Below are 26,441 nucleotides of genomic sequence, written 5' to 3' on the forward strand. Positions count from 1 at the left end.
CGGTCCGCACTGACGCGGGGTCAGCCCGCCGTCTGCACGCACCCCGGGTGGCCCCAGCCCGAACCGACCTTGGTGATCGTCTCGCCCTTGCCGTAGGACCGCCCGCACGGGCACGTCCCCGGGAACCGGGCGGCCAGCGTCCGGGCGGGCCGGCTGCTGCCGGCGCTGCCGGCGGCGGACGGGGCGGCGGCGGCCCGGCGCGGGCTCCAGGTGGCCGACGCCCTGGCCGGTGCGGGCTCCGGCAGGTCGTCGGCGGTGCCGCCCGCCGCCTCCTGGGTGCGCGCGGCCTCGCTGGCGGCCTGGTCGGCGATGGCGTTCAGCGGATCGCCGTCCACCTGGTGCGCGGGCACGTACACGAAGGTGACGTCCCGGTCCGTGAGCAGCGCGTCGATCCGCTGGATCAGCTCCTGGTTGGCCACCGGCTTCCCGGCGGCGGTCTTCCAGCCGTTGCGCTTCCAGGCGGCCAGCCACTTGGTCGCCGCATCCCGGGTGTACGTGCTGTCGAGCCGGACCTCCAGCGGCAGGGCCGGGTCGGTGGCCGTCAGCAGCTGCTCCAACGCGGTCAACTCCCCCACGTTGTTGGTGCTGTGGCCCAACGGACCGGCCTGCCAGCGCTGCGGCCTGCCCTCCCCGTCCGCCACCACGAAGGCCCAGGCCGCCGGGCCCGGGTTGCCCTTGGCCGCTCCGTCACATGCCGCAATCAGTCGTTCACCCATACCCCGATGATCCCAGGTCCGGGCCCACCCTCCCGACACCCCGGCCGTCGCCCCGGGCGTCGGCCGAGCGGATCGGCTCGGTCCGTGCGGGCGTGCCGCGCTCTCCTACCGGTGGGCCAGCAGCAGGTTGACGTCCCCGAACTCGTGCCACAGGTAACGGGATTGGAGCGCCTCGGCGTAGCAGCGGTCGAGCAGTTCGCGGCCTGCGACGGCTTCGAGCAGGTGCAGGTGGGAAGCCTGCGGTTCGTGCCAGCCGGTGAGCAGGCCGTCGATGCTGCGGACGCCCCGGGCCGGGGTGACCACCAGATCGGTCCAGCCCTCGGCGGGGCGGAGCCGGCCGTCGGGGGCGGCGGCGGACTCCAGGGCGCGGACCGCGGTGGTGCCGACCGCGATCACCCTCCCGCCGTGCTGCCTAACGTGGTTGACCAGGGCCGCCGTCGGGGCCGGGACCCGGTACCACTCGGGGTAGGGCGGCTCGTGCAGCTCGGGCGAGGCGACGCCGGTGTGCAGCGTGACCGGGGCGATCAGCACGCCCCGGCCCGCCAGCCGGGCCACCACCTCGGCGCTGAACGGCCGGGCTGCGCTGGGCATTTCGCTGCTGCCCGGCTCGCTCGCGAAGACCGTCTGGTAGGCGGAGATCGGCCACTCCTGGTCCACGTACCCGTACCGGATCGGCTTGCCGTACCCGGCCAGGTACGCGGCGGTCGGCGTCGGCAGGGACAGCCGCGCGTACCAGAGCCGGGGCGTGTGGGCGACCGTCAGTTCGGCCCGGCCGCCGGCCGGGAGGGCCAGCACGAGCCCGGCCCGGGCGGGTGAGAGCTCGGGCGGGAAGTACTCGGCTGCGCCGCCGGTCGGGCGGCGCAGCTCGACCAGGTGGTGGCCGCGCCGGTCCGGCCGGGCGGAGGAGAGGTGGACGGTGACCGGGGTGCCGTCGGGGAGGCGGCCCGGGAGGGCGGCGGGCAGGGTGGCGGAGTTGTTCACCACCAGCAGGTCACCCGGTTCGAGCACCTCCGGCAGGTCGGTGAAGCGGCGGTGCTCGGTGGCAAGGGGGTCCCGGTGGCCGACCAGCATCCGGATGCCGTCCCGGGACAGCCCGCGCGCCTCCGCCGGGGCCCGGGCGGACAGTTCGGCAGGGACGGTGAACTCCGGGGAGCCGGGACCGGTCTCCAGTGTCGCGGCCATCTCAGTGACCCTCCGTCAGCGCGGCGGCCAGGTAGCGCCCGGAGGCGGGCCGCCGGGCGAGCAGGGCGAGGATGCCGGGGACGGCGGTGTCCGTCGGCAGCGGGCGGTCGGAGATGTCCTCGCCCGGGAAGGCGTCCTGGTGCATCACGGTCCGCATGTCGCCCGGATCGACCGCCCAGACCCGCAGCTCCGGCTCCTCCACCGCCAGGACGGCCGAGGCGTGGTCGAGCGCGGCCTTGCTGGCGCCGTAGCCGCCCCAGCCGGGGTACGCCTCCCGGGCCGCGTCCGAGCTGATTGCGACGACCGAGCCGCCGCGGCGCCGGAGTTGGGGCAGCAGCAGCTGGGTCAGGGCGATCGGGGCGAGCACGTTCACCTCGAAGGTCTCCAGCAGCCCGGGCAGAGGGAAGTCCGCCAGGGCCGGCAGCGGCGCCCCGTCTAGGGGGTAGCCGGTCAGCGTGCTGGCGTTGTGCACCAGCAGGGCGGCGCCGCCGAGCCCCTCGGCGGCTGCGGCCAGCCGCTCCCGGTGGTCGTCGTCCACGACCGAACCGGCCAGCGTGACGACCTCGGTCACGGCCTTCAGCCCGTCCCCGGCAGCGGCCAGCTCGGCCGCGCCCCGGGCGGTCAGCACGAGCCGCCAGCCGTCCTCGGCGAGGGCCCGGGCCAGTTCCAGCCCGAGCCCCCGCGAGGCTCCGGTGATCACGGCGACGGGTCCGGGCGGCGCGGTTCCGACGGCGGTCTGAGCAGTAGTGGTGTCCATGCCCCCACTCTGGTCCTGCCCCGCCCCGCCCCGGATCGGCCCACCGCCGGTCCCCCGCCCGTCCCTTCGACCTAGGGCTGCCGACCGCGTCGTGCCGGACGTTCGCCGGCACCGCGCGGTCGTTTAATCGGGCGAACATTCGGGCGATCGCTGGTAGCTTCCAGCACGTGCCCAAGTTGAACCAGATCATCGCCGTCGAAAAAGGCGTCAAGTCCAAGTCGTTCCAGGAGCTGACCCAGGCTCACCACGACCTGCAGAAGCCCGCGTTGCTGGCCGGCATCGCCCGGACGTACCAGCCGAAGGACGAGGAGGGCGAGCAGCTGCCGCCCGAGTCCACCCGGGTGCAGGTCAAGGCCGAGGACATCCTGCGCAGCACCGCTGCGACGCTGACCCGCCTGTTCGACGTGACCGCCACCAAGGACTGGGCGAACCGGACGGCCGCCGCGGACGTGGTGGTGGACGGCACCGTCCTGCTGGCCCAGGTCCCGGTGCCGTACCTGCTCTTCCTGGAGAAGCAGCTCACCGACCTGTACACCTTCGTGCGGAAGCTGCCGGTGCTGGACGCCGCCGAGTCGTGGAACCTGGACCCGTCGACGGACTCCTGGAAGACCGACGCGGTGCGCACCATCCGGACCAAGAAGGTGCCGCGCAACCACGTGAAGGCCGAGGCGACCGAGAAGCACCCGGCCCAGGTCGAGGTGTACTACGAGGACATCCCGGTCGGCTACTGGACCACGGTGAAGTTCTCCGGTGCGCTGCCGGCCCGGCGGGTCAACGAGCTGACGGAGCGGCTGGAGAAGCTCCAGCAGGCCGTCAAGTTCGCCCGCGAGGAGGCCAACAACGCCGAGGTCACCGACCAGCGGTCCGGCGACGCGGTGTTCGGCTACCTGTTCCGGTAGCCCCACGATCGCCCCCGTTCGAGCGGGGGGTGCGCTGAAGAGCGCAAGCTGAAACTGATGTTGAAGCTGACCACGGGATGACAGTGGGGGTTCGACTCCCTCCCCCGGCACCACACGCGCCGGGGTGGCCCAAGCAGGCAGAGGCAGTCCCATGAATCTCAGATTCTCGCTCCAGTCTCAGTATTCGCCGCCGATCACCGGATCGACCGGGCGCGGACGATCATCGACGGATGCGGGTTCAAGTCCCGCCTGTGCCTCTCACGTGGCACGGTAGTTCAACGGGAGAACACGTCGGTCTCAATATGATCCGCACCCTTCAACGTGCCGGTGTGCGCAAATGGGTGGCATCTCAGGGGCCCGGGGGCTGGATACGCTCCCGGGTCCCGTCACGTTCACCGGCACCCTCGGCACCCGGCGACGGTTCAGGCCGCGGCCGGCTCCCGCCGGACGGCCGCCGACCGGCGGGCCAGCAGGCCGTCCAGCGCCAGTGCGCCCGGGCCGGTGGCGGCGAGCAGCAGGAAGGCCCAGCTGTACAGCGCCGACGCGACGCCGCCGTTCTGGATCGGGAACAGGGCGTTCTCCTGGTGCACGCTGAAGTACGCGTACGCCATCGAGCCGGAGCAGACCACCGCGGCCGTTCTGGTGCCCAGGCCGAGCAGCACCAGGGCGCCGCCGACGAGTTGGATCACGGCGGCGTACCAGCCGGGCCAGGACAGGGCCTCGACCGTACCGCCGCCCTTGCTGCCGCCCAGGACGCCGAACAGGGAGGCCGCGCCGTGGCAGGCGAAGAGCAGGCCGATCGCGATCCGGGTCACGCCCACCAGGTAGGGGCGGGCGGCATCGGCCGTGCTGCGGGGGAGAAGGGACATCGACTGACTCCAGTGGGGGTTGGAGACCGCTGCGACGGCAGCCGCAGCAGGCGGAAGCCAAGGCGTGCGGTGGGTGCAGCCGGGCCCGTCCCGCTACGGGCCGCGGCGGCGGACCGCCCGCGCCGGGCCGGCCCGGGGAGTGAGGATTGACGCGTCCCTGACGGCCTGTGGGACATGGTGGAACAGCGGGCCCTGGCGCGCAAGAGGGCCAACTTGCCGATGGGACAGCAAACTTGACTGCACATCCGGTGTGTCCGCCCACCCGCCGGAGCCGCCCGTCCTGAGATGTGGATCACATTTGCTGATCCGATGTCACACTCTCGGGTGCCGAATCGCTCTCATGACCGGCACGCACCCGCGACGGAAGGCAGCACCATGCACCATCCTCAGCCCGACACCCCGGAAGGCAGAGTGCCCGGGGCCGCGCCGGACTTGGCGCCCCGCACCGCCACCCAGGTCTTCCGCGACCACCGCGAGCTGCTGTTCTCCATCGTCTACAACATGCTCGGCACCGTCGCGGACACCGAGGACGTACTGCAGGAGACCTGGCTGTCCTGGGCGGCCAGGAACGAGGCGGCGGACGCGGAGCCGATCGGCCACCCGCGCGCCTACCTGGTCCGGATCGCGGTGAACGGGGCCCTGGCCCACCAGGCGACCATCAGCCGCCGCCGGGAGACGTACGTCGGTCCGTGGCTGCCCGAACCGCTGGTGCGCCCGCTCGCCGACGTCCCCGCCGCCGGCGACGCCGCCGAGGCGGCCGTGCACGCCGAGTCGGTGTCGATGGCGCTGCTGGTGGTGCTGGAGACCCTCACGCCGCTGGAGCGCGGGGTGTTCGTCCTGCACGAGGTGTTCGGCTACGCCCACACCGAGATCGCGGAGATCCTCGGCCGCACTCCGGCGGCGGTGCGCCAACTCGCCCACCGCGCCCGGGAGCACGTGCACGCCCGCCGCCCCCGGTTCGAGCCCGAGCCGCACGTCCGGCAGCAGGTGACCGAACGGTTCCTGGCCGCCGCGCTCGGCGGCGACCTGGACGCGCTGCTGGAGATCCTGGCGCCCGAGGTGACCCTCTGGGGCGACGGCGGCGGCAAGGCCCCCGGCGGCCCGCGGCCGCTCCACGGCCGGGACAAGGTCGCCAGTCTGTTCGCCGCCGTCGCACCCCGCTCCGGCGAAGGCCTCAGCGTCTCCTACCGCAGGGTCAACGGCGACCCGGCGGCCGTGCTGTTCGCCGGTGACACCCCGTTCGCGGTCATGGTCCTGGACCTCACGCCGGACGGCAGCCAGGTGTGCGGGATCTACACCGTCGCCAACCCGGACAAGCTCTCCCACGTCGGCTGACACGCCGTCCGAACACCGAGGAAGTCAACATGATGCGAACACTGGTGTCGTGGCCCAGCGGCCGGGTCTCCAAGTGGGTCGTGCTCGCCCTCTGGGCGGTCCTGCTGGTCCCGGCCGTGATGCTGGCCGGGCAGCTCGGCAGCGTCGAGGAGAACGACAACTCGGCCTGGCTGCCGGGCAACTCGGAGTCGACCCAGGTGGTCGCCCGGGCCGAGCAGTTCCTGCCGGGTGACACCGTGCCCGCGATCGTGGTCTACGACCGGCCCGAGGGCGTCACCCCGGCCGACCTGGCCAAGGCCCGGGCCGACGCGGCCGCCTTCACCGGCATGGCGAACGTGGCGGGCCCGGTCCAGGGCCCGGTCGCCTCGCAGGACGGCAAGGCCATCCAGACCGTCGTCCAGGTGCACAAGGACCGGACCGGCTGGGAGGGGATCGGCAAGGTCGTCACCGACCTGAACGAGGTCGGCACGGCGAACGCCGGGGGTCTCGGCTTCCACGTCACCGGCCCGGCCGGCTACGCCTCCGACTCGATCTCGGCGTTCAGCGGGGGCGGCAGCCTGACCACCATCACCGCGATCGTGGTGGTGCTGATCCTGCTGCTCACCTACCGCAGCCCGGTGCTGCCGCTGCTGCCGCTGCTGACCGTGGGCGGCGCCCTGGTCACCTCGGAGGCGGTGATCTACCTGCTGGCGAAGAACGCCGGACTGACCGTCAACAAGCAGACCGGGTTCATCCTGACCGTGCTCGTGTTCGGCGCCGCCACCGACTACGCGCTGCTGCTCATCTCGCGCTACCGCGAGGAGTTGGCCCGGCACGAGGACCGGCACCAGGCCATGGCCGAGGCGCTGCGCCGCTCCGGCCCCGCGATCTTCGCCAGCGCCGCCGCCGTCGCGGTCAGCCTGACCCTGCTCTCGCTGGCCACCCTCAACTCCACCAAGGGCCTCGGCCCGGCCTGCGCCGTCGGCATCCTGGTCGGGCTGCTCGCCATGACCACCCTGATGCCCGCTCTGCTGGTGGCCTGCGGCCGCTGGATCTTCTGGCCCGTCAAGCCCTCGTACGGAGCGGCCGCCCCGGCCGAGGCCGGCCTCTGGGCCCGAGTCGGCACCGCCGTCTCCGGACGGCCGCGGCTGGTCTGGATCGGCACCGCGCTCGCCCTCGCCGTGATGGCGGTCGGGGCGCTCGGGCTCAAGGCCGACGGCCTCGCCAACAAGGACCAGTTCACCGGCCGGCCGCAGATGGCCGTCGGCGAGGAGATCCAGTCCCGGCACTTCCCGGCCGGCTCGGGCGACCCGGTCGCCGTCGTCACCAGGGCCGACCGGGCGGAGCAGGTACGGGCCGCGCTGGCCGCCGTCCCGGGCGTCGCGAACGTGTCGCCGCCGATGGTCAAGGGCGGCGAGGCGCTGCTGCTCGGGGAACTGACGGACACTCCGAGCAGCGCGGCCGCGATCCGCACCGTCGAACAGGCCCGCACCGCGGTGCACCGGATCGACGGTGCGAACGCCCAGGTCGGCGGCAACACCGCGATCGGCATCGACACCCAGGCGGCCGCCGCCCGCGACTCCCGGGTGATCATCCCGATCGTGCTGCTGGTGGTCTTCCTGATCCTCGCCCTGCTGCTGCGCGCGATCGTCGCGCCGCTGCTGCTGATGGGGACGGTGGTGCTCTCCTTCGGCGCGGCCATCGGCGTGAGCAGCCTGGTGTTCAACCACGTGTTCGGCTTCGCCGGGGCGGAGGCCTCCTTCCCACTGCTGACCTTCGTCTTCCTGGTCGCCCTCGGCATCGACTACAACATCTTCCTGGTCACCCGGGTCCGCGAGGACGCCGTCCTGCACGGCACCCGCCGCGGCGCCCTCACCGGCCTCACCGCCACCGGCGGCGTCATCACCTCGGCCGGCCTGGTCCTGGCCGGCACCTTCGCGGCGATGGCCTCACTCCCCCTGGTGTTCGCCGCCGAACTCGGCTTCGCGGTGGCGTTCGGCGTCCTGCTGGACACCATCGTGGTCCGCTCCGTCCTGGTCACCGCCCTCACCCTGGACGTCGGCCGCTGGATGTGGTGGCCGGGCGCCCTCTTCCGCCGCCCCGACGAGGCCCTCCCCGCCCCGAGCAGGCCCGACCTCGAACCCGCCCTCGGCTGACCCCTCCGCCGCGCGCCCCCTCCCGCTGGGAGGGGGCGCGCGGCGGGTGCCGTGCCGCATTCTCGCGGGTGCGCCCGACTGCCGGGTTCGCGAAACGGGTACGGCCCCGGGGAAGCGGCCGAGAGGCGCCGCGCAGCACCACGGGATACGAGGAAGCACCCGCATGCGAAACATATCTCCCGAACCCGCCGGTCCGTCAGGTCCGAAGCGCCGCACGGGACATCGCCGGAGGAGACCCGGTCTCGCCGCCCTGGTGACGGGTGCGCTGGCCGCCTCCGGCCTGGCCGCCCTGGTGCCGGGGACGGCACACGCCGCCGACGCGTGCGTCTACAGCTCCACCACCAGGCTGGTGACCTGTACGTTCGGCTTCACCGGCGGCAGCCAGTACTGGACCGTCCCGTCCTACGTCACCAGCGCCACCGTCACCGCCGTCGGTGCGTACGGGGGCGGCGCGGCCGGTGCCGGGCAGGGGGCTCCCGGCGGACGGCAGGACGCGGCCCTGACCGGGCTGACGGCCGGTCAGCGGCTGCAGGTGAACGTCGGCGGCACGGCCCAGGACGGTGCGGGCGGCTGGAACGGCGGTGCGCGCGGTTCGGCCGCCCAGGGCGGCGGCGGCGCGTCCGACGTACGGGTGGCCGGCGGGCAGGGGCAGTACGCCCTGGACGGCCGGGTCCTGGTGGCCGGCGGGGGCGGGGGCAGCGGCACGTACGCGGGTGGTGCGGGCGGCGGTTCGGCGGGCGGTGCCGGTGTCGGCAACCTGCTGTCGGGCTCCGGCGGTGGCGCCACCCAGACCGCCGGCGGCAGCGGGCCCGGCGGGGGCGCCGGGAGCTTCGGGCAGGGTGGCACCCGGGTCACCGCAGGCGGGTTCACCGGCGGGGGCGGCGGCTGGTGGGGCGGGGGCGGCGGCGATTCCGGGGCCACCACCCGCGGCGGCGGGGCGGGCGGCGGGAGCAGCCACGTCGGCTCCGCCAACGGCGTGGGCGCGGCACCCGCCGGCTCCGACCCGGGCGGTACGGCGGCCGGCGGTACCTTCACGCCGCCGACCGGGAGCCGCGACGGCTTGGTGACCATCAGCTACGACCCCACGGCCGAGCCCGTCAACCCCTGCCGCACCGGCGACACCACCACCGTCGCGAACGGCACCAGGGTCACCTGCACGCGCACCTACCAGGCTGCCGAGGGCATCCGGGAGTGGATCGCACCAACCCTCCCCGACGGGCAGCAACTGTCGTTGTCCATCGACGCGTTCGGCGCGAACGGCGGACAGGTCAGCAGTTACTCGGGCAACGCCACGGCAGCTCTGGGCAGCGGCGGCAAGGGCGGCCGGACGGCCGCCGAGTACTACGTCACTCCCGGCACCGCGCTCCTGATCAGCCCCGGCCGCAAGGCGGTGGCGAGCAGCGCAGGCCGGGGTGCCTTCGCGGGCGGATCGGGTGGCGACGGAACGCTGTCCTACCCGGCGGGCGACGTGTGCGGCCGCTACGGCCTGGGGTCCAACGACTTCGCGCTGCTCTGCCGGCAGAGCGACCCGGCCGAGTTCCTGCACACCCAGGGCGGCGGTGGCGGCGCCGGGTCGTTCGTCGGTCTCCGGAACGGGAACGCCATCGGTGCCCTGCTGGTCGCCGCCGGTGGCGGCGGCGGCGCCTCGATCGACAACGAGGGCGCCGACGCGGGCGACGTCCACAACGGGTACAACGGCGGCGACCTGATCCACAGCGGCAGCAACGACCAGCACGGCCCGGGCGGCGACAGCGGCACGGCGAACAGCAGCACCGTCAGCGGCGGTGGCGGCAGCGGCTGGTACGGCGGCTGGCCGGGCAGCAACGACAACGGCGGCAACGGCGGCGAGAGCCGGTACCTCTCGGGTTACGACCTGTACCCCGCGGTCTACCGGAACCAGGGCGCGGGAACGAGCACCACCGGCCTCAACAGCACGGCCGAGGGCGACGGTTACGTCACCCTGGCCTACACCTACACCCACCCCGGGAAGATCTGGACCGGCCCGGTCACCTTCCGCGCCGGGGACGGCGTGACGGTCACCGGCGGCAGCAAGCTGATCATGCAGGCCGACGGCAACCTCGTCGTCTACACCGCCTCGGGGACCGCCACCTGGGCGTCCGGCACGGTCGGCAACCCCGGCGCGAGCGCGGAGTTCGGCGCCGACGGCAACCTCCGGATCAGGCGGGCCGACGGCACCGGTCTGCGCCGGACGGGGGTGGCCGACGCGGCGGGCTCGCTGCTCCAGTTCACCCCCGCCGGAGCGTTGCGGATCGTCAGGAACGGCGTCACCGCCTGGGATTCGGGCACCGGCGCGGGCCTGCCCTACCTCGACCCCACCGGCCTCCCGAACCACGACGCCGTGATCGCCGCCGGCACCACCCTCGCCGTCGGCACCGTCTACCGGACCGGAACCCTCGACAACCGGGGCAACCGGATGAGCGGGCTGGTCATGCAGGGGGACGGGAACCTCGTCTCGTACCGACTCGACGACAACGGCGCCGTCAACCCCGGTGCTCCCCTGTGGGCGTCCGGCACCGTCGGCGCGAACCGCACCGCCACCTTCACCGGGGACGGCGAGTTCAGGATCACCGACGCGACCGGCACCAGGCTCTGGGGCTCCGGCACCAACGGCGGCGCCGGCTCCACGCTCAGGTACACCGACCCCGGCACCCTGCGGATCGACGACGCAGCGGGCCGGCTGCGCTGGGCCAACGACAGCGTCGCTCCGGGCACGAGGTTCGCCATCGGCGGCATGATCACCGCAGGCCCCTACCGGACCGTCCTCAACGGCGACGGCAACCTGGTCACCTACACCGGAACCACCCCGGTCTGGGCCACCAACACCTGGGGCAACAACGGCGCGTACGCCGTGTTCGACACCGACGGCACGCTCCAGGTCCGCAAGGACAACGACCACGACGGCAACGACGGCAACGACCAGGTGCTCTGGGCCGAGAACGGCAGCCGGGCGAACGGCACCGTCCGCCTCACCCAGCAGGGCGACGGCAACCTGGTCGCCTACACCGCCGCCGGCCAGGCGACCTGGGCCTCCGGCTGGAGCGACGTCCGCCCGGTCATCACCAGCGCCGCCACCGCCACCCTGACCGCCGAGGACGCCGCCACCGGGAGTTTCACCCTCACCGCCAACAGGCCCACCAGTGCCGTCCACCCCGGTGCCACCGACGCCGTCTTCCTCAGCGGCCCCGGCAGCTCCGGCGAGTGGAGCGGCTGCGAGCGGTACTTCACGCTCACCGGCAACGGCAACGGCAGCGCCACCCTGGCCCGCAACGGCACCATCGAGAGCCACGCCGGGGAGGAGGCCCCCGGCTGGTACCTCGCCCAGCGCGACACCTGCACCCTCCCCGTGACGGCGGTCAACAACGCCGGCTCCGGCAGCCAGCAGCTGACCATCAGCTACAACCCCTACATCGGCCGGTGACCACCGGCCGTCCCCACCGGGCAGCGGCCGTGGTGGGGACGGCCGGGCGAGCCGGGTTCCCGTGCGGCCGGGCGGGTGGCAGTCTGGGACGCATGGCCACTGAACAGGTCCCGACGGTCGATCAGGTCATCGAGCGGATGCGGCAGTTGCAGGCGTCGCTGCCGCTCGGCGACGGCGTGGCGGTCTTCAACGGGATGTACCTGACCGTCACCGAGCTGGTGCAACAGCGGCTGGCGGCAACCTACTTCGACGACCCGGCGGCGACCGCACGGCTGGACGGGGTGTTCGCCGGGCGCTGGCTGGCGGCGGTGGACGCGGCGGCGCAGGGGCGGCGTCCGGCCGCCTGCTGGCGGCCGCTGTTCGAGCTGCGCGGCCACCGGGGGATCCATCCGCTCCAGTTCGCGCTGGCCGGGATGAACGCGCACATCGAGAACGACCTGCCGCTCTCGGTGGTCGACCTCTGCCTGGCGCTCGGCCGCGAGCCGCGGGACGTCGAGGCGGACTACCTGCGGATCAACACCCTGCTGGCGCAGGTGGAGGACCGGGTCAGGGACGAGCTGCTGCCTGGCCCCGAGGCGATGGACCTGGCCGATCCGCTGCTGCACGTGATCGGGGTCTGGAGCATCGACCGGGCCAGGGACGCGGCCTGGGCCAGCGCCCTGGCGCTGTGGGAGCTGCGCGACGTGCCGTTCGTCGGACCGGCGTTCCGGGCCTCGCTGGACGGCTCGGTCGGCATGGTCGGCCGGGCCCTGCTCACCCCGCTGAACGGCCGCAGCCGGGTCACCGCCTGAGCGGTGACCCGGCTGCGGCCGGAGCGGACTGCGGATCAGGCCCAGCTGGAGTGCAGCGGCTTGCCCTCGGCGTAGCCGGCCGCGCTCTGCACACCGACGATCGCCTTCTGGTGGAACTCCTCCAGGCTGCGCGCGCCCGCGTAGGTGCAGGAGCTGCGGACGCCCGCGATGATCGAGTCGATCAGGTCCTCGACGCCCGGGCGGGTGGGGTCGATGAACATCCGCGAGGTGGAGATGCCCTCCTCGAACAGCGCCTTGCGAGCACGGTCGTAGGCCGACTCCTCCGAGGTCCGGTTGCGCACGGCGCGGGCCGAGGCCATGCCGAAGCTCTCCTTGTACTGGCGGCCGTTGGCGTCGGTGTGCAGGTCGCCGGGCGACTCCAGCGTGCCGGCGAACCAGGAGCCGATCATCACGTTGGAGGCACCGGCGGCCAGGGCCATCGCCACGTCGCGCGGGTGCCGGACGCCGCCGTCGGCCCAGACGTGCTTGCCGAGCCGGCGCGCCTCGGCGGCGCACTCCAGCACGGCGGAGAACTGCGGGCGGCCGACGCCGGTCATCATCCGGGTGGTGCACATCGCGCCGGGGCCGACCCCGACCTTGAGGATGTCCGCGCCGGCCTCGACCAGGTCGCGGACACCGACGGCGGAGACCACGTTGCCCGCCACGATCGGGACCTGCGGGTCGAGCCCGCGCACCGCGCGCAGCGCGCTGATCATCGACTCCTGGTGGCCGTGCGCGGTGTCCACCACGAGCACGTCCGCACCGGCCTCCAGCAGCGCCTTGGCCTTGCCGGCCACGTCGCCGTTGATGCCGACGGTGGCGGCGATCCGCAGCTTGCCGGCCGCGTCGGTGGCGGGGGTGTAGAGGGTGGCGCGGAGCGCGTTCTTGCGGGTCAGCAGGCCGACCAGCTTCCCCTCGGCGTCGATCACGGGGGCGAGCTTGCGGTGCGCCTCGTTGAGCTTCTCGAACGCGGCGCGCGGGTCGATGCCCTCCTCGATCAGGACGAGGTCGCGCGACATCACCTCGGAGAGGCTGGTGAAGCGGTCCACGCCCTGGCAGTCGGAGTCGGTGACGACGCCGACCGGCTTGCCGTCCTCGACCACCACGAGCGCGTTGTGCGCCCGCTTGGGGAGCAGCGACAGGGCGTCGGCGACGGTGTCGCCGGGGGCCAGGGTGAGCGCGGTGTCGTGCACCAGGTGGCGCTGCTTGACCCAGCCGATGACGTCGGAGATGACCTCGGTCGGGATGTCCTGCGGGATGGCGACCAGGCCGCCGCGGCGGGCCACGGTCTCGGCCATCCGGCGGCCGGCGATGGCGGTCATGTTGGCGACCACGAGCGGGATGGTGGTGCCGCTGCCGTCGTTCGAGGAGAGGTCGACACCCTGCCGGGAGCCCACCGCGGAACGGCTCGGGACCATGAAGACGTCGTCGTACGTCAGGTCGTAGGCGGGCGACATGTCGTTCAGGAAGCGCATGAAAAGGGCTCTCTGGCTGGGAGAAGGTAGACCTCGGGTGCGGTTGCGGTCTGACCGCCGGGCGCACTCGGGCGCCCCGCACCCAACCGTCAATACAAACCGATACCCAGGTCGAAAGCCAGTTCACACGGAATCGTTGATGATCCGCACAAGCTCGCCCGGGTGGCGTAGCCGTATTGCTGGAGGAACCTACAGGCGGAAGGCCTAGTAGCCCTTCCAGTGCGAGCCGTAGCCACGGGCGGCGGCCATCTTGTCCATGCCGCCGTAGACCGCGTCGGTGTAGCGCGAGCTGGCCACCAGGTTGTCGACGGGGTTGCGGATGTCGGTGTGGCCGGGCAGTGCGTAGGCCTTGAAGGTCGGCTGGATCATCTGGGTCAGGCCGATCGAGGGGGTGCCGGCCGAGGCGTTGGAGTCCCAGCCGTTCACGGCCTTCGGGTTGCCGGTCGACTCGGCCATCGCGGTGGCGTACATGGCCTTGTAGGACGGGACGGGCTTGCCGGCGGCGCGCAGGACGTCCTGGGCCTGGTGGATCCAGCCGTCGAGGTTGTCCGCGTAGGTCGGGGCGGCGGGGGCGGCGGGCTCGGCGGCAGCAGCCGGGGCGGGGGCCTCGGCAGCGGGGGCCGGGGCCTCGGCGGGGGCCGCGGCGGGCTCGGCGGCGGGGGCCGCGGCGGCGACCGGCTGCGCAGCGTCGGCGGGCTGGGACGCCATCGCCTGGCTGAACGGGAGGACCGCGGTCAGGGCGATCGCACCCGCGACACCGAGGCCGAGCACCTGGTTGGGCAGCCGGTCGTAGCGTATTCGGGGCTTGCCGACGCGGTTGACGACCTGGTTGAACGCACGCATGACGCAGTACCTCCGGGCGGGGGGGTGGGGGGAAAGTGGCCACCGCTCAGCGGGGCACGCTTTCGAGACTGCGGGAAGCGGCGCCGCCCGGCAAGCACCGCTCCGGGCATGACGGACGCCACACTTGACACCAACTCGGCTGCCGGGAAACCGGGCTGACGATCGGTCAGCCCGGTCGGCGCCCCGGCGGTGAAGAAGGTCACGTCCCCCGAGGGGCCCCGATTCCGGGGCCCTTGGTCCCCTTGCCACCCCCGCCCCGCCTACCTCCGGCGCAACTGTGCCGGCCACCACACCCGGTTGCCGAGGTCGTACACCAGGGCCGGGACCAGCAGGGAGCGCACCAGCAGGGTGTCCAGCAGCACACCGAACGCCACGATGAAGGCGATCTGGGCCAGGAAGGCCAGCGGGATCACCCCGAGCGCGGCGAAGGTGGCCGCCAGCACCACCCCGGCCGAGGTGATCACCCCGCCGGTGGCGGTCAGCCCGCGCAGCACGCCCTCGCGGGTGCCGTGCACCGAGGACTCCTCCCGGATCCGGGTCATCAGGAAGATGTTGTAGTCGACCCCCAGCGCGACCAGGAAGACGTACCCGTAGAGCGGCACCGAGGGATCCGTCGCGGCGAAGCCGAAGACGTGCGGGAACACCAGGGCCGAGACCCCGAGCGTGGCCAGGTAGGAGAGCGCGACGGTGGCCGCGAGCAGCAGCGGCGCCAGCAGGGAGCGCAGCAGCAGCACCAGCACGGCCAGGATGCAGAGCAGCACGGCCGGCACGATCACCGTCCGGTCGTGCCGGGCGGTGGTCCGGGTGTCGTACTGCTGCGCGGTGTAGCCGCCGACCCGGGCGTCCGCGCCGGGCACGGCGTGCACCGCGTCGCGCAGGCGTTGGACGGTGCGCACCGCGGCGTCGCTGTCGGCCGGGTCGGCGAGGGTGGCGTCCAGCCGCACCAGGCCGTCGACCTCGCGGGCGGGGCCGGTCGGCGCACCGCCGGTGTACGGGCGCACCGCCGCCACGCCGGGGACGGCCGCGGCGGCGGCCGCCACCCGGTCGGCGCCGGCGGCCCCGGTGAGCAGCACCGCCGGGTTGCCGGAGCCGCCGGGGAAGTGGGCCGAGAGCAGGCGCTGGGCGGCCACCGAGGGCTGCTCCTTGACGAACAGCTCGCTCTGCGGGACGCCGCGCGCGTCCAGCAGCGGGGCGAACGCGGCGCAGGCCACCAGTGCGGCGAGCGAGAGCGCCCAGGTGGCCCGGGGGCGGTGGGCCACCACGGCGGCCACCCGGCGCCAGACGCCGTGGGCCCGCGCCGCCTCCCCGGCCGGGGGACGGCTGGGCCAGTAGGCGGCCCGGCCGAGCAGCACCAGGGCGGCGGGCAGGAAGGTGAGGGCGGAGAGCACGGCGCAGACGATGCCGATCGCACCGACCGGGCCGAGCGCCTGGTTGTTGGTCAGGTCGGACAGCAGCAGCACCAGCAGGCCGAGCGCGACGGTGGCCCCGGAGGCCGCGATCGGTTCGACCGAACGGCGCCAGGCAGTCCGCATCGCGGCGAACCTGTCCCCCTGGACGCCGAGTTCCTCGCGGAAGCGGGCGGAGAGCAGCAGTGCGTAGTCGGTGGCGGCGCCGATCACCAGGATCGACAGCAGGCCCTGGACCTGGCCGTCGACCCGCACCACGCCGTGGTCGGCCAGCACGTAGACCACCGCGCAGGCCACCCCGAGGGCGAACACCGCACCCAGGATCACCAGCAGCGGCAGCAGCAGACTGCGGTAGACCGCGAGCAGGATGACCAGCACCACGCCGAGCGCCACCCCGACCAGCAGGCCGTCGATGCCGGCGAACGCGCCGGACAGGTCGGCCTGCAGCGCCGCCGGCCCGGCCACGCCGGCCACCGATCCCGGTACCGCGGCCGCGAGTTCGCGGATCTCCCGGACGCTGTCGGCCGTCCCCTTCCCGAGGTCGGCGCGGAGCTGGACCACGGCCTGCAGGGCCGCGCCGTCCGCGGAGGTGAGCACCGGGGAGGCCTGGCCGGTCGCGCCGTTCACGGCGGCAGCGGCCCGGACGGCCTGCTCGGCGCCCTGCTGCCGGGCCGCGTCGACCCGGCCGTCCCGGCTCTCCCAGACGATCACCACCGGCAGGGTGGCGCCGGTCTGGAACCGGGCCGCGAGCCGGGCCACCTCGGTGGATTCGGCGCTGCGGGGCAGGAAGGCGGCCCCGTCGTTGGTGGAGACCTCGGAGAGGCGGCCGGCGTAGGAGCCGAAGGCTCCGCCCAGGCCGAGCCACAGGGTGAGCAGAACCAGCGGGACGAGTAGTCGTCGGGCGCGCACGGGGGTGCTCCTTCGGCTGAGGGGTCGACCGGAGGAGAGTATCTCAATCATCGAGAGACTTGATGATTGAGATAAAGCACGATCCGGACCGGCCGGACCGGGCCGCTAGGCTGGGGCTCCGCTACCAGGAAGGTCGCCTTGGCCGAGCAGCAGCCGTCGCCGGACAGCCGGGCCTTCGCCCTGCTGCTCCAGGGGCTGGCCTCCGAGATGAACCTGCTCGGCCATGACTTCGCGGCCGCCCAGGGCCTGCACAGCACCGACGTCCAGGCGCTGCTGGCGATCCTGCGGACCGGCGGCGGCCAGGGCGTCACCCCGGGGAGGCTGCGCGAGGAGCTGGCCCTGACCTCCGGTGCGGTGACCGCCGTACTGGACCGGCTGGAGCGGGCCGGGCACGTGCGGCGGACCAGGGACGCCGCCGACCGGCGCCAGGTCCGGGTGCAGCACAATCCCGGCGCGACCCGGATGGCCGGGCGCTGGTTCGGACCGGTGGCGGAGCGGACGGAGCTGGTCCGGAGCGAGTTCAGCGAGGCCGAACTCGCCGTGGTGGTGCGGTTCCTGGGCCGGATGACCGCCGAGCTGGAGCAGCTCAGGACGGAACGCCGGGAGGGCTGATCAGAACGCGTACCTGACCCGCAGCCAGGGGGCGTGACGCTCGATCAGATCGCGCAGCTCGCCGAGTGCCTCGGCCTTGCGGCCGACCCGGTAGCGGACGTTCCAGCTGCCGTTCTCCGAGCGCTTGGCCTCCTGGAGGTTGGGCTGCCAGAGCACCTCCTCGGCCTTGGGGTGCCAGCCCAGGTTGACCTGGTGCAGCCCCTGGTTGTGGGTCAGCATGATCACCTCGGCCGCCGCCTGCCGCTTGACCGCGGTCGGCAGCAGGTCGTCCATCCGGCTGAACAGCTCGGCCCAGTCGGCCTGCCAGCCCGGCCGGAGCACCACCGGGGAGAGGTTGAAGTGCACCTCGTACCCGGCCGCCACGAAGTCCGGCGCGGCGGCCAGCCGGTCCGGCACCGGGGCGGCCCGGACGTCCAGCAGGCGGGCGTCGGCGGGGGGCATCAGCGAGAACCGGATCCTGGTCCGCCCCCGGGGGTCGAGGTCGAGCAGCTCGCGGTTGACCCACTTGGTGGCGAACGAGGCCTTGGCGGTCGGCCAGTCGCGGAAGGCCCGGATCAGGTCGGCGGTGTTGTCGCAGACCAGCGCGTCCACCGAGCAGTCGTTGTTCTCGCCGATGTCGTAGACCCAGGCCTGCGGGTCGCACTGGTTCGGCTCCGGCTTGCGGCCCTGCCGGGCCACGTGCCGGCCGAGGTAGCCGACGATCCGGTCGATGTTGGTGAAGACGGTGATCGGGTTGGCGTAGCCCTTGCGGCGCGGCACGTAGCAGTAGGCGCAGGCCAGCGCACAGCCGTTGGCCGAGCTGGGGGCGATCCAGTCGGCGGAGCGGCCGTTGGGGCGGGCGGTCAGCGACTTCTTCACCCCGAGGACCAGCACCTCGCTCTTGATCCTGGCCCAGCGCTCGACGTTGCCCTCGTTGCCGTGCAGGTCGGGGATGCCCCAGTGCGAGGCGACCTCGACGATCCGGGCGCCGGGGAAGCGCTGCACCACCTGGCGCCCGCGCGGGGAGGCGAGCGCCTCCGGCTCGGCGTGGATCTCGCGGATGTCGAGCGGACGGAACGGACGCGGGCGGTGCGGCTCCGACCGGACGGCGGAGGGTGGGACGGCATCGGACGGAACGGCGGACGGCACGGCGGTGGACCTCCGGGAGCGCGGACGGGTGCACAGGTGCTTCGGAGCCGAGCGCCCGGCGGACTGGTACGAATGTCCCGACGGAAGCACCCATCCGATCCGGTCGCGGCTCCGAAGCACTGGTGTCGAGTCCGCCCGGACCGGTGGGACCGCCCGCCGGCAGCTCTGGAGGTAACCGCATGCCCCGTACCGGCCCGTGCCCCGACCGGGAGGCGGCCAGGTGAACAGCGTCGTCCACCTCTCCGGCCCGCAACGCCGGGGTCCCGACCTCCAGGAGCTGGTGGCCAAGGCCGCCTTCGGGGACCAGGACGCCTTCGGCCGGCTCTACGACGCGGTCGCCGCGCCGGTGTTCGGTCTGGTCCGCCGGGTGCTGCGGGACCCGGCGCAGTCCGAGGAGGTGACCCAGGAGGTGATGCTGGAGGTCTGGCGCAACGCCGCGCGCTACCGGCCCGAGCGCGGCGAGGTGCTGCCCTGGGTGCTGACGATGGCGCACCGGCGGGCGGTGGACCGGGTCCGGTCCGTGCAGGCGGCCGCGGACCGGGAGCAGAAGGTCGCGGCCCGCGAGCACGCCCCGGTCTTCGACGAGGTGGCCGAGCAGGTGGAAGGGCGGCTGGAGCGCGAACAGGTCCGGCGCTGCCTGAAGATGCTGACCGAGATCCAGCGCGAGTCGGTGACCCTGGCCTACTACCGGGGGTACAGCTACCCGCAGGTGGCCGAGCTGCTCGCGGTCCCGCTCGGTACCGTGAAGACCCGGATGCGGGACGGCCTCATCCGCCTGCGTGACTGCCTGGGGGTGGGGACATGACCATCGCACCCGATCTGCACACGTCCACCGGCGCGTACGCCGCGCACGCGCTGGACGGGCCCGAACGGGCGGCGTTCGAACGGCACTTGGCCGCCTGCCCGGCCTGTGCCGAGGAGGTGGCCGAGTTCGCCGCCACCCTGGCCAGGCTGGGCGCGGCCGAGGCCGCCGTACCGCCGGCCGCGCTCCGGCAGCAGGTGCTGGACCGGCTCCCGTCGGTCCGTCAGCATCCGCCGCACATCCCGGCCCCGGACGACGACGGCCGCCGCGGCCGGTTCGGGCGGTCCCTGCCCAGGCTGGCGCTGGCCGCCTCGGTGGCCGCCGCCGTGCTGCTCGGCGGGGTCGCCGTCCAGCAGCACCAGCAGGCCGAGCAGGCCAGGGCGCAGGCGGCCCGGCTGACGGAGCGCCAGGCCGGGTTCGAGTCGCTGCTGACCGCGCCGGACGCCCGCACCAGCACCGGCTCGGCCGGGTCGGGCGTCGGCACCGTGGTCTGGTCGCAGAGCCGCAACCAGGCCGCCTTCCTGGCCGCCGGGATGCCGGCCCTGCCGGCCGGCAGTACGTACGAGCTGTGGTTCAACGACGCGGGCACCATGCGCCCGGCCGGTCTGATGCCGGCCACCGACGGTGCCCTGCTGTTGGACGGGGCGATCGGCGGAGCCGCCGGGATCGGGGTCACGGTCGAGCCCAGCGGCGGGTCGAGCCGGCCGAGCGGCACGCCGGTGCTGCTGCTGCCGTTCACCTGACCGGCCCACGGCCGGTCCCCGATCGGAGCAATCCGCGCCCGCCCCGGCTCCGAAGTACTGGTGCAGAACAGTACTTCGGAGCCTCGGAGGGCCCCCGTGACCTACACCGGTACCAGCTCGACCAGCACCCGCCAGAGCTCCGGCCCCGGCGGCCGCCGGGTGGCGGTGATCGGAGCCGGCGTGGCCGGTCTGACCGCCGCGTACGAGCTGCGCCGGGCCGGGGCCGAGGTGGAGCTGTTCGAGGCCGACGCCCGGCTCGGCGGACACGCCCACACCCAGGCCGCCACCGCCCTGGACGGACGCCGACTCGCCCTGGACACCGGCTTCCTGGTCCACAACGAGCGCACCTACCCGGAGCTGACCCGGCTGTTCCGCGAGCTCGGCGTGCAGACCAGGGACAGCGAGATGAGCATGTCGGTCCGGTGCGAGGGCTGCGGTCTCGAGTACGCCGGGGCCCGCGGCCCGGCCGGGCTGCTGGCCCGGCCCAGCACCGTGCTGCACGGCCGCTACCTGCGGATGCTGGCCGAGGTGCCGCGCTTCCACCGGCGGGCCCGGCGGCTGCTGGCCGCCCCGGGGGCGGGCGACCCCTCGCTCCGCGAGTTCCTCGCCGACGGCGGCTTCTCGGAGTACTTCGTCAGCCACTTCATGACCCCGGTGGTCGCCGCCGTCTGGTCCTGCGCGCCCGACCTGGCGGGCGACTACCCGGCCCGCTACCTGTTCGCCTTCCTGGAGAACCACGGCATGCTCGGCGTCACCGGCTCCCCCAGCTGGCGGACCGTGGTCGGCGGCTCGCAGACCTACGTCCAGCGGATCGCCGAACGGCTCCCCACCGTGCACTGCTCGGCGCCGGTGCGCGCGGTGCACCGGCACCCGGACGGGGTCACGGTCAGCACCGGCGACGGCCGTCGGTTCCCGGCCGACGCGGTGGTGGTGGCCACCCACGCGGACCAGGCGCTGCGCCTGCTGGCCGACCCGACGCCGGCCGAGCGCGAGGTGCTCGGCGCGTTCACGTACTCCCGCAACCCCACCGTGCTGCACCGGGACGCCTCCCGGCTGCCGCGGGCGGCCTGGGCCCGGGGCTCGTGGAACTACCTGATGGCCGACTGCCACGGCAGCGCCGACCGGGTCCAGGTCAGCTACCACCTCAACCGGCTGCTCGGCCTGGACACCGACGAGGACTACCTGGTCACCCTCAACGACGACCGCCACCACCCGGTGGCCGCCGAGCACGTGCTCTCCCGGACGGTCTACGAGCACCCGGTGTACACCGGCGCGACCGTCGCCGCCCAGCGCCGGCTGCCCGAACTCTCGCTGGGCCGGACCGCGTTCGCCGGGGCGTACCACGGCTGGGGCTTCCACGAGGACGGCTGCCGCTCCGGCGTGCAGGCCGCCCGGAGCGTCCTCGGGGTGACGGCATGACCACCGCCCCGCCCGCCACCGCACCGCCCGGCACCGACCTGCCCGGCCCCTGGGGCGCGACGCTGTACGAGACCCGGATCACCCACGTCCGGACCACCCCGCTGCGGCACGCCTTCGCGCACCGCACCAGCCTCTGGCTGGTCGACCTGGACCGCCTGCCGCCGGTGCCGGCCCTGCTCCGCCCGCTGGCCCGGTTCCGGGCCGCCGACCACCCGGGCGACCCCCGGCTGAGCCTGCGTCAGAACCTCGACCTGTACCTGGCGGACCAGGGCGTCCGGCTCGGCGGCGGCCGGGTGCTGATGCTCACCCAGGCGCGCTCGCTCGGCCACGTCTTCAACCCGCTCACCGTCTACTGGTGCCGGGACGCCGAGGGCAACCCGGTCTGCACCGTCGCCGAGGTGCACAACACCTACGGGCAGCACCACCGCTACCTGCTCCGGCCGGAGCAGACGGAGACCCCGAAGGAGTTCTACGTCTCGCCGTTCTTCCCGGTCGACGGCGGCTACCGGATGCGGCTGCCCGAACCGGCCGGGCGGCTGGACCTGACCGTCCGGCTGGACCGGTCCGGCGCCCCGGCGTTCACCGCCACGGTGCACGGCGAGGGCCGCCCGGCGACCGCCCGTTCGCTGCTGGCGGCCGTGCTCCGGCACCCGTTCGCGACCTTCGCCGTCAGCCTGCACATCCGCTACCAGGGCATAAGGCTGCTGCTGCGCGGCCTGCCCGTCCACCGCAGAGAGGTACCACCGTCGTGACTTCCGTGGCAGACCCGACCGCCGCCCTCCCCGCCGGGACCGACCCCGCCCGGACCGGAGCCGGGGCCGACCCCGCCCGCTGGCCGGACGTGGCCAGGGTGCCGGCCGCACCGCTGCGGGCCGCCGTGGCCGGTCGGCTGCTGGCCCGGATCGCCCGTCGGCACGGCCTGCGGGTCGAACTCCCGGACGGGCGCCCGATGGTGGCCGCCCCGGCCGGGGCGCCGGTGCTGCGGCTGCACCGGCCCGGGGACTTCCTCCGCCGGATCGGCGCGGGCGGGCTGATCGGCTTCGGCGAGTCCTACCAGGCGGGCGACTGGGACTCCCCCGACCTGGTCGCCCTGCTCACCGCGCTGGCCGCCGACCCGGCCGCGCTGGTGCCGCCCGGCACCCACTGGCTGCGCCGGCTGTACGTCCAGCGGCCGCCGGCCACCGAGCGCGGCAGCAGCCGGTACACCCGGCGCAACATCCAGCGGCACTACGACCTCTCGAACGACCTGTTCGCGCTGTTCCTGGACCGCACCATGAGCTACTCGGCCGCGCTCTTCCCGACCGACCTGACGAGCGGGGCGCCGCTGGCGGACTGGGCGGCGCTGCCCACCGCCCAGCACCGCAAGATCGACCGGCTGCTCGACCTGGCCGGGGTCGGCCCCGGCCGCACCGTGCTGGAGATCGGCACCGGCTGGGGCGAGTTGGCGATCCGGGCGGCCCGCCGGGGCGCCCGGGTGGTCAGCCTGACCCTCTCCGCCGAACAGCTCGCGCTGGCCCGCCGCCGGATCGCCGAGGCCGGTCTCGCCGACCGCGCCGAGGTCCGGCTCTGCGACTACCGCTCGGCGGAGGGCAGTTACGACGCGGTGGTCAGCGTCGAGATGATCGAGGCGGTCGGCCGGTCCTACTGGCCCGCCTACTTCGCGACCCTGGACCGGGTGCTGGCCCCCGGCGGCCGGGTCGCGCTCCAGTCGATCACCATGCCGCACCGGCGGATGCTGGCCACCACCGACACCTACACCTGGATCCTCAAGTACATCTTCCCGGGCGGCCAGATCCCCTCCACCGAGGGCCTGGCCGAGGCCGCCGCCCGGCACTCCTCGCTCCGGCTGACGGAGGATCAGGGCTTCGGCCCGCACTACGCGGAGACCCTGCGGCTCTGGCGGGAACGTTTCACCGACCGGTCCGAGGAGGTGGCGGCGCTCGGCTTCGACCCGGTCTTCGAGCGGATGTGGGAGCTCTACCTGGCCTACTCCGAGGCCGGGTTCCGCACCGGCTACCTGGACGTGCGGCAGCTGCTGCTGACCCGGGAGGACGGGCGGTGAACCCCTTCGTGCTCAACCTGCTCGCCACCCTGGGCGCGGCCCTGGCGGTGATGCTGGCCGCGTTCGCGGTGGGCCTGCGCACCGGCCGGCACCGGGGCGTCGACATCGCCTGGGGCCTCGGCTTCGCCGCCGTGGCGCTGACCGGGTACGGCCTGTCGGCGGGCCACGGGGACGCCGGGCGGCGGCTGTTGGTTACCGCGCTGGTGGTGGTCTGGGGCCTGCGGCTGTCCGTCCACATCGCCCGGCGGTCCCGGGGAGCGCCGGAGGACCCCCGGTACGCCCGGATGCTGGCCGGGCGGCCGGGGCCCTGGTACCCGCTGCGCAAGGTGTACCTGCTCCAGGCCGGCATCCTCTGGTTCGTCTCGATCCCGGTCCAGGTGGCCCAGTACCTGCCGGACCCGCCGGGCCTGCTCGCCGCCGCCGGTGTCGCGCTCTGGGCCGTCGGGCTGGCCTTCGAGGCGGTCGGCGACCGGCAGTTGGCCCGGTTCAAGGCCGATCCGGCCAACCGGGGGCGGCTGCTGACCACCGGCCTCTGGGCCTGGACCAGGCACCCGAACTACTTCGGCGACGCCTGCGTCTGGTGGGGCCTGTTCCTGCTCGCGGCCGACCACCCGGCGGGCTGGGCCGCCCTGTTGAGCCCGCTGCTGATGAACTGGCTGCTCGCCTACGGCAGCGGCAAGCCGATGGCCGAGCGGGGCCTGAGCGCGGACAAGCCCGGCTGGGCCGAGTACACCGCCCGCACCAGCGGCTTCTTCCCCCGGCCGCCGCACCGGAGTTGACCTGCCGGTGGCCCGGACCCCGGCGCGAAGCCGGGGGCCGGGCCACCGTTCATGCGTGGATCAGGCGATCGAGAAGTCGTCGCCGTAGACGCTGCCCTGGCCGTACCAGCCGTGCAGGTAGACGGTGACGGTGCCCGAGGCGCCGGTGGTGAACGGGACCGTGAGCTTGGTCCACGTGGTGGCGTTCGGCGTCCAGGTGCTGGCCGTCGCACCGCCGCTCACACCGACGTAGGCGTAGCTGCCCTGGACCCAGGAGGTCAGCGTGTAGCTGGTGTTGGGCGCCAGCGTGACGGTCTGCCCGCACTGGCCGGTCTGCGAGCCGGTCGCCGCCGCCTGGAGGGCCTTGGTGCCGCTGTGCGCCGGGGTGGAGACCACCGCGCCGCCGGTCTGGCAGGTCCACGGGGCCAGGCTGCCGGTCTCCAGGCCACCGTTGACCAGGCCGGTCGGGTTGCTGGTGCCGGTGACGGTCAGGGTGTAGGTGGCGGTGTGGCTGCCCGAGGCACCCGTCGCCTTGACGGTCAGCGGGTAGCTGCCCGGGACGGTCGCGGCCGTGGTGGTGATCGACAGCGTCGCGGCCGAACCGGCGTTCACGGTACCGGGGTTGACCGTGGCGGTGACGCCCGCAGGAGCACCGGTCACGGTCAGCGCCAGGCTCTGCGCCGAACCCGAGGTGACCGCCGTGGCGAGCGCGGCGGTGGTGCCGGAGCCGGCCACCACCGAGCCCGCGGCCGGGCTGACGGCGAGCGAGAAGTCGTTGCCCGGCTGGGTGCCGGTGACCGTCAGGGTGTACGTGGCGGTGTGGCTGCCGGACGCGCCGGTGCCCTTGACGGTCAGCGGGTAGCTGCCCGGCGCCGTCGCGGCGGTGGTGGTGATCGACAGCGTCGCGGCCGAACCGGCGTTCACGCTACCGGGGTTGACCGTCGCGGTGACGCCCGCCGGAGCACCGGTCACGGTGAGCGCGACGCTCTGCGCCGAGCCCGAGGTGACGGCCGTGTTGATGCTCGCGGTGGTGCCCGAGCCCGCGACCACGGAACCGGCGGCCGGGGCGGCGGCGACCGAGAAGTCGTTCACCGGAGTGGTGGTGCCGCTGGTGTACGGCGCGAAGATCTTGGTGAAGTCCCAGGTGCCCTGGCTGATGCCGGAGCAGCTGTCGGAGCCCGCCGTGCCGACGCAGCCGCCGTTGTCACGCTGGAGCGCCCAGAACGAGAGCGTGTTGACGCCCTTGGAGAGCGCCCAGTTGTAGACGGTGGTGGCGTTGGCCACGGTGAAGGTCTCGGCCGGACCGAAGTCGTCGATGCCGATCATCTCGATGATGCCGATCGAGCCCCAGAGCTGCGCCGGGGTCTTGGTCGGGTAGAGCTGCGCCAGCTGGTTGTACAGGCCGGTGGTGGCGGTCTGGGTGTCGGTCGCCATGTTGTGCGCGGCGTTGTCGTAGTAGTCGAAGGTCATCTGGTTGACGACGTCGATCCGCGCGTTGTTGCTGATCGCGTTCCGCAGCACCCGGAGGCCGTTGTCGGCCAGCCCGCTGGTGGTGGTCGGCAGGGTGTACGAGAACTGGATCGACCGGCCGTTGGCCGCCGCCCAGTCCTGCACCAGCTTGATCGCCTTGTTCCGGCGGTCGATGCCGGCGGTGTTGGTCAGCGAGTTGTCCTCGATGTCGAGGTCGATCCGGCTGATGTCGTACGTGGTGATGACGTTCTCGAACGCCGCCGCGATCTGGTTCACATCGGTGCAGCTGTCGGCGAGTTCGGTGCCGGTGTTGTCCGCCGTGTAGCCGCCGAAGGACGGGATCACGTCGCCGCCGTTGGCCCGGATGGTGGCGATGTCGGCCCCGAAGGTGGCCGAGGAGACCGGCATCGAGACGTCGCCGTTCCAGAGCGGCGTGCAGGAGCCCTTGCTGGCGGTCTGCAGGAACGCCATGGTCAGGTTCTTGGCGCCGGACTGCGCGGCCAGCGCGGCCGGGCTGGCACCGGTCCAGGCCTCGAAGTACGGGGCGAATATTCGGGTCGGCAGCGGGGTGGCGGCCTGGGCGGCGGTCGTGCCCGCCGTCATCAGGCCGGCCGAGGAGGCCAGGGTGGCAACGGTGGCCAGCAGGGCCTGGGCCGTTCTACGTAGGCGCATGGGTTCTCCAACAGACGTG

21 protein-coding genes and 1 pseudogene are annotated in these 26,441 nt (G+C 73.7%); 12 read left to right on the plus strand and 10 right to left on the minus strand.

Going from position 1 to position 26,441, the window contains the following annotated elements; all coding sequences use genetic code 11:
* Positions 1-20: 20 nt before the first annotated feature.
* The 3 genes from ABT118_RS08680 to ABT118_RS08690 form a co-directional block, all read right to left on the minus strand.
* On the minus strand, positions 21-716 hold the full coding sequence (locus tag ABT118_RS08680; protein WP_350646010.1) for a ribonuclease H family protein: 696 nt from the start codon (positions 714-716) through the stop codon (positions 21-23).
* Between the two features lie 105 nt (positions 717-821).
* A complete protein-coding gene (locus ABT118_RS08685) occupies positions 822-1,898 on the minus strand; it encodes an S-adenosylmethionine:tRNA ribosyltransferase-isomerase (protein ID WP_350646011.1) in 1,077 nt (358 codons plus the stop codon).
* Between the two features lies 1 nt (position 1,899).
* Positions 1,900-2,655 (minus strand): SDR family NAD(P)-dependent oxidoreductase, encoded by a 756-nt coding sequence (locus ABT118_RS08690; RefSeq protein ID WP_350646012.1) that lies wholly within the window; start codon positions 2,653-2,655, stop codon positions 1,900-1,902.
* 167 nt (positions 2,656-2,822) lie between these two features.
* Between ABT118_RS08690 and ABT118_RS08695 the strand changes: the two genes are divergently transcribed.
* A complete protein-coding gene (locus ABT118_RS08695; protein WP_350646013.1) occupies positions 2,823-3,554 on the plus strand; it encodes a DUF7873 family protein in 732 nt (243 codons plus the stop codon).
* Between the two features lie 422 nt (positions 3,555-3,976).
* On the opposite strand, the gene ABT118_RS08700 is transcribed toward ABT118_RS08695, so the two are convergent.
* The gene (locus ABT118_RS08700) at positions 3,977-4,423 is read right to left on the minus strand and encodes a DoxX family protein (RefSeq protein WP_350646014.1); all 447 of its coding nucleotides are present in this window, start codon (positions 4,421-4,423) and stop codon (positions 3,977-3,979) included.
* A gap of 375 nt (positions 4,424-4,798) precedes the next feature.
* Here ABT118_RS08700 and sigJ point away from each other — a divergent pair, with 375 nt between their 5' ends.
* The 4 genes from sigJ to ABT118_RS08720 all read left to right on the plus strand — a co-directional run bounded on the left by sigJ (position 4,799) and on the right by ABT118_RS08720 (position 12,123).
* A complete protein-coding gene (sigJ, locus tag ABT118_RS08705; RefSeq protein ID WP_350646015.1) occupies positions 4,799-5,758 on the plus strand; it encodes an RNA polymerase sigma factor SigJ in 960 nt (319 codons plus the stop codon).
* 29 nt (positions 5,759-5,787) lie between these two features.
* Positions 5,788-7,893, plus strand: coding sequence for an MMPL family transporter (locus ABT118_RS08710; RefSeq protein WP_350646016.1), 2,106 nt, complete (start codon positions 5,788-5,790; stop codon positions 7,891-7,893).
* A gap of 253 nt (positions 7,894-8,146) precedes the next feature.
* Complete coding sequence (locus ABT118_RS08715) at positions 8,147-11,332, plus strand: glycine-rich protein (RefSeq protein ID WP_350646017.1); 3,186 nt, start codon at positions 8,147-8,149, stop codon at positions 11,330-11,332.
* A gap of 92 nt (positions 11,333-11,424) precedes the next feature.
* On the plus strand, positions 11,425-12,123 hold the full coding sequence (locus ABT118_RS08720) for a DUF5995 family protein (protein ID WP_350646018.1): 699 nt from the start codon (positions 11,425-11,427) through the stop codon (positions 12,121-12,123).
* A gap of 35 nt (positions 12,124-12,158) precedes the next feature.
* Here ABT118_RS08720 and ABT118_RS08725 read toward each other — a convergent pair whose 3' ends face one another.
* The 3 genes from ABT118_RS08725 to ABT118_RS08735 all read right to left on the minus strand — a co-directional run bounded on the left by ABT118_RS08725 (position 12,159) and on the right by ABT118_RS08735 (position 16,807).
* Positions 12,159-13,598 carry a GuaB1 family IMP dehydrogenase-related protein gene (locus tag ABT118_RS08725; RefSeq protein ID WP_350646019.1) on the minus strand — a complete coding sequence of 480 codons (1,440 nt, stop codon included), beginning with the start codon at positions 13,596-13,598 and terminating at the stop codon, positions 12,159-12,161.
* 204 nt (positions 13,599-13,802) lie between these two features.
* A complete protein-coding gene (locus tag ABT118_RS08730; RefSeq protein WP_350646020.1) occupies positions 13,803-14,441 on the minus strand; it encodes a transglycosylase SLT domain-containing protein in 639 nt (212 codons plus the stop codon).
* A gap of 260 nt (positions 14,442-14,701) precedes the next feature.
* On the minus strand, positions 14,702-16,807 hold the full coding sequence (locus ABT118_RS08735; RefSeq protein ID WP_350646021.1) for an MMPL family transporter: 2,106 nt from the start codon (positions 16,805-16,807) through the stop codon (positions 14,702-14,704).
* 87 nt (positions 16,808-16,894) lie between these two features.
* On the opposite strand from ABT118_RS08735, the gene ABT118_RS08740 reads away from it, so the two are divergent.
* Complete coding sequence (locus ABT118_RS08740; RefSeq protein ID WP_350646022.1) at positions 16,895-17,368, plus strand: MarR family winged helix-turn-helix transcriptional regulator; 474 nt, start codon at positions 16,895-16,897, stop codon at positions 17,366-17,368.
* On the opposite strand, the gene ABT118_RS08745 is transcribed toward ABT118_RS08740, so the two are convergent.
* The gene (locus ABT118_RS08745) at positions 17,369-18,496 is read right to left on the minus strand and encodes a spore photoproduct lyase family protein (protein ID WP_350646023.1); all 1,128 of its coding nucleotides are present in this window, start codon (positions 18,494-18,496) and stop codon (positions 17,369-17,371) included.
* Positions 18,497-18,716: 220 nt separating this feature from the next.
* Between ABT118_RS08745 and ABT118_RS08750 the strand changes: the two genes are divergently transcribed.
* The 6 genes from ABT118_RS08750 to ABT118_RS08775 all read left to right on the plus strand — a co-directional run bounded on the left by ABT118_RS08750 (position 18,717) and on the right by ABT118_RS08775 (position 24,301).
* Positions 18,717-19,301 carry a sigma-70 family RNA polymerase sigma factor gene (locus tag ABT118_RS08750; protein ID WP_350646024.1) on the plus strand — a complete coding sequence of 195 codons (585 nt, stop codon included), beginning with the start codon at positions 18,717-18,719 and terminating at the stop codon, positions 19,299-19,301.
* Entirely contained in the window at positions 19,298-20,041 is a 744-nt protein-coding gene (locus ABT118_RS08755) for an anti-sigma factor (protein WP_350646025.1), read from the plus strand. The genes ABT118_RS08750 and ABT118_RS08755 overlap by 4 nt, the downstream gene beginning before the upstream one ends.
* 96 nt (positions 20,042-20,137) lie before the next feature.
* On the plus strand, positions 20,138-21,460 hold the full coding sequence (locus ABT118_RS08760) for an NAD(P)/FAD-dependent oxidoreductase (RefSeq protein WP_350646026.1): 1,323 nt from the start codon (positions 20,138-20,140) through the stop codon (positions 21,458-21,460).
* Entirely contained in the window at positions 21,457-22,212 is a 756-nt protein-coding gene (locus ABT118_RS08765; RefSeq protein ID WP_350646027.1) for a DUF1365 domain-containing protein, read from the plus strand. Before ABT118_RS08760 ends, ABT118_RS08765 begins: the two co-directional genes overlap by 4 nt.
* Complete coding sequence (locus ABT118_RS08770) at positions 22,209-23,522, plus strand: class I SAM-dependent methyltransferase (protein WP_502884503.1); 1,314 nt, start codon at positions 22,209-22,211, stop codon at positions 23,520-23,522. Before ABT118_RS08765 ends, ABT118_RS08770 begins: the two co-directional genes overlap by 4 nt.
* A 50-nt stretch (positions 23,523-23,572) precedes the next feature.
* Entirely contained in the window at positions 23,573-24,301 is a 729-nt protein-coding gene (locus ABT118_RS08775) for a DUF1295 domain-containing protein (protein ID WP_350646354.1), read from the plus strand.
* Positions 24,302-24,361: 60 nt separating this feature from the next.
* On the opposite strand, the gene ABT118_RS08780 is transcribed toward ABT118_RS08775, so the two are convergent.
* Entirely contained in the window at positions 24,362-25,018 is a 657-nt protein-coding gene (locus ABT118_RS08780) for a carbohydrate binding domain-containing protein (protein WP_350646388.1), read from the minus strand.
* A pseudogene (locus ABT118_RS08785) lies at positions 25,007-26,422 on the minus strand (glycosyl hydrolase family 18 protein); the annotation flags it as partial. The pseudogene ABT118_RS08785 and the gene ABT118_RS08780, both read right to left, overlap by 12 nt.
* Positions 26,423-26,441 lie beyond the last annotated feature (19 nt).

The sequence above is a fragment of the Kitasatospora sp. NPDC002040 genome, from assembly GCF_040296785.1.
Taxonomy (GTDB): Bacteria; Actinomycetota; Actinomycetes; order Streptomycetales; family Streptomycetaceae; genus Kitasatospora.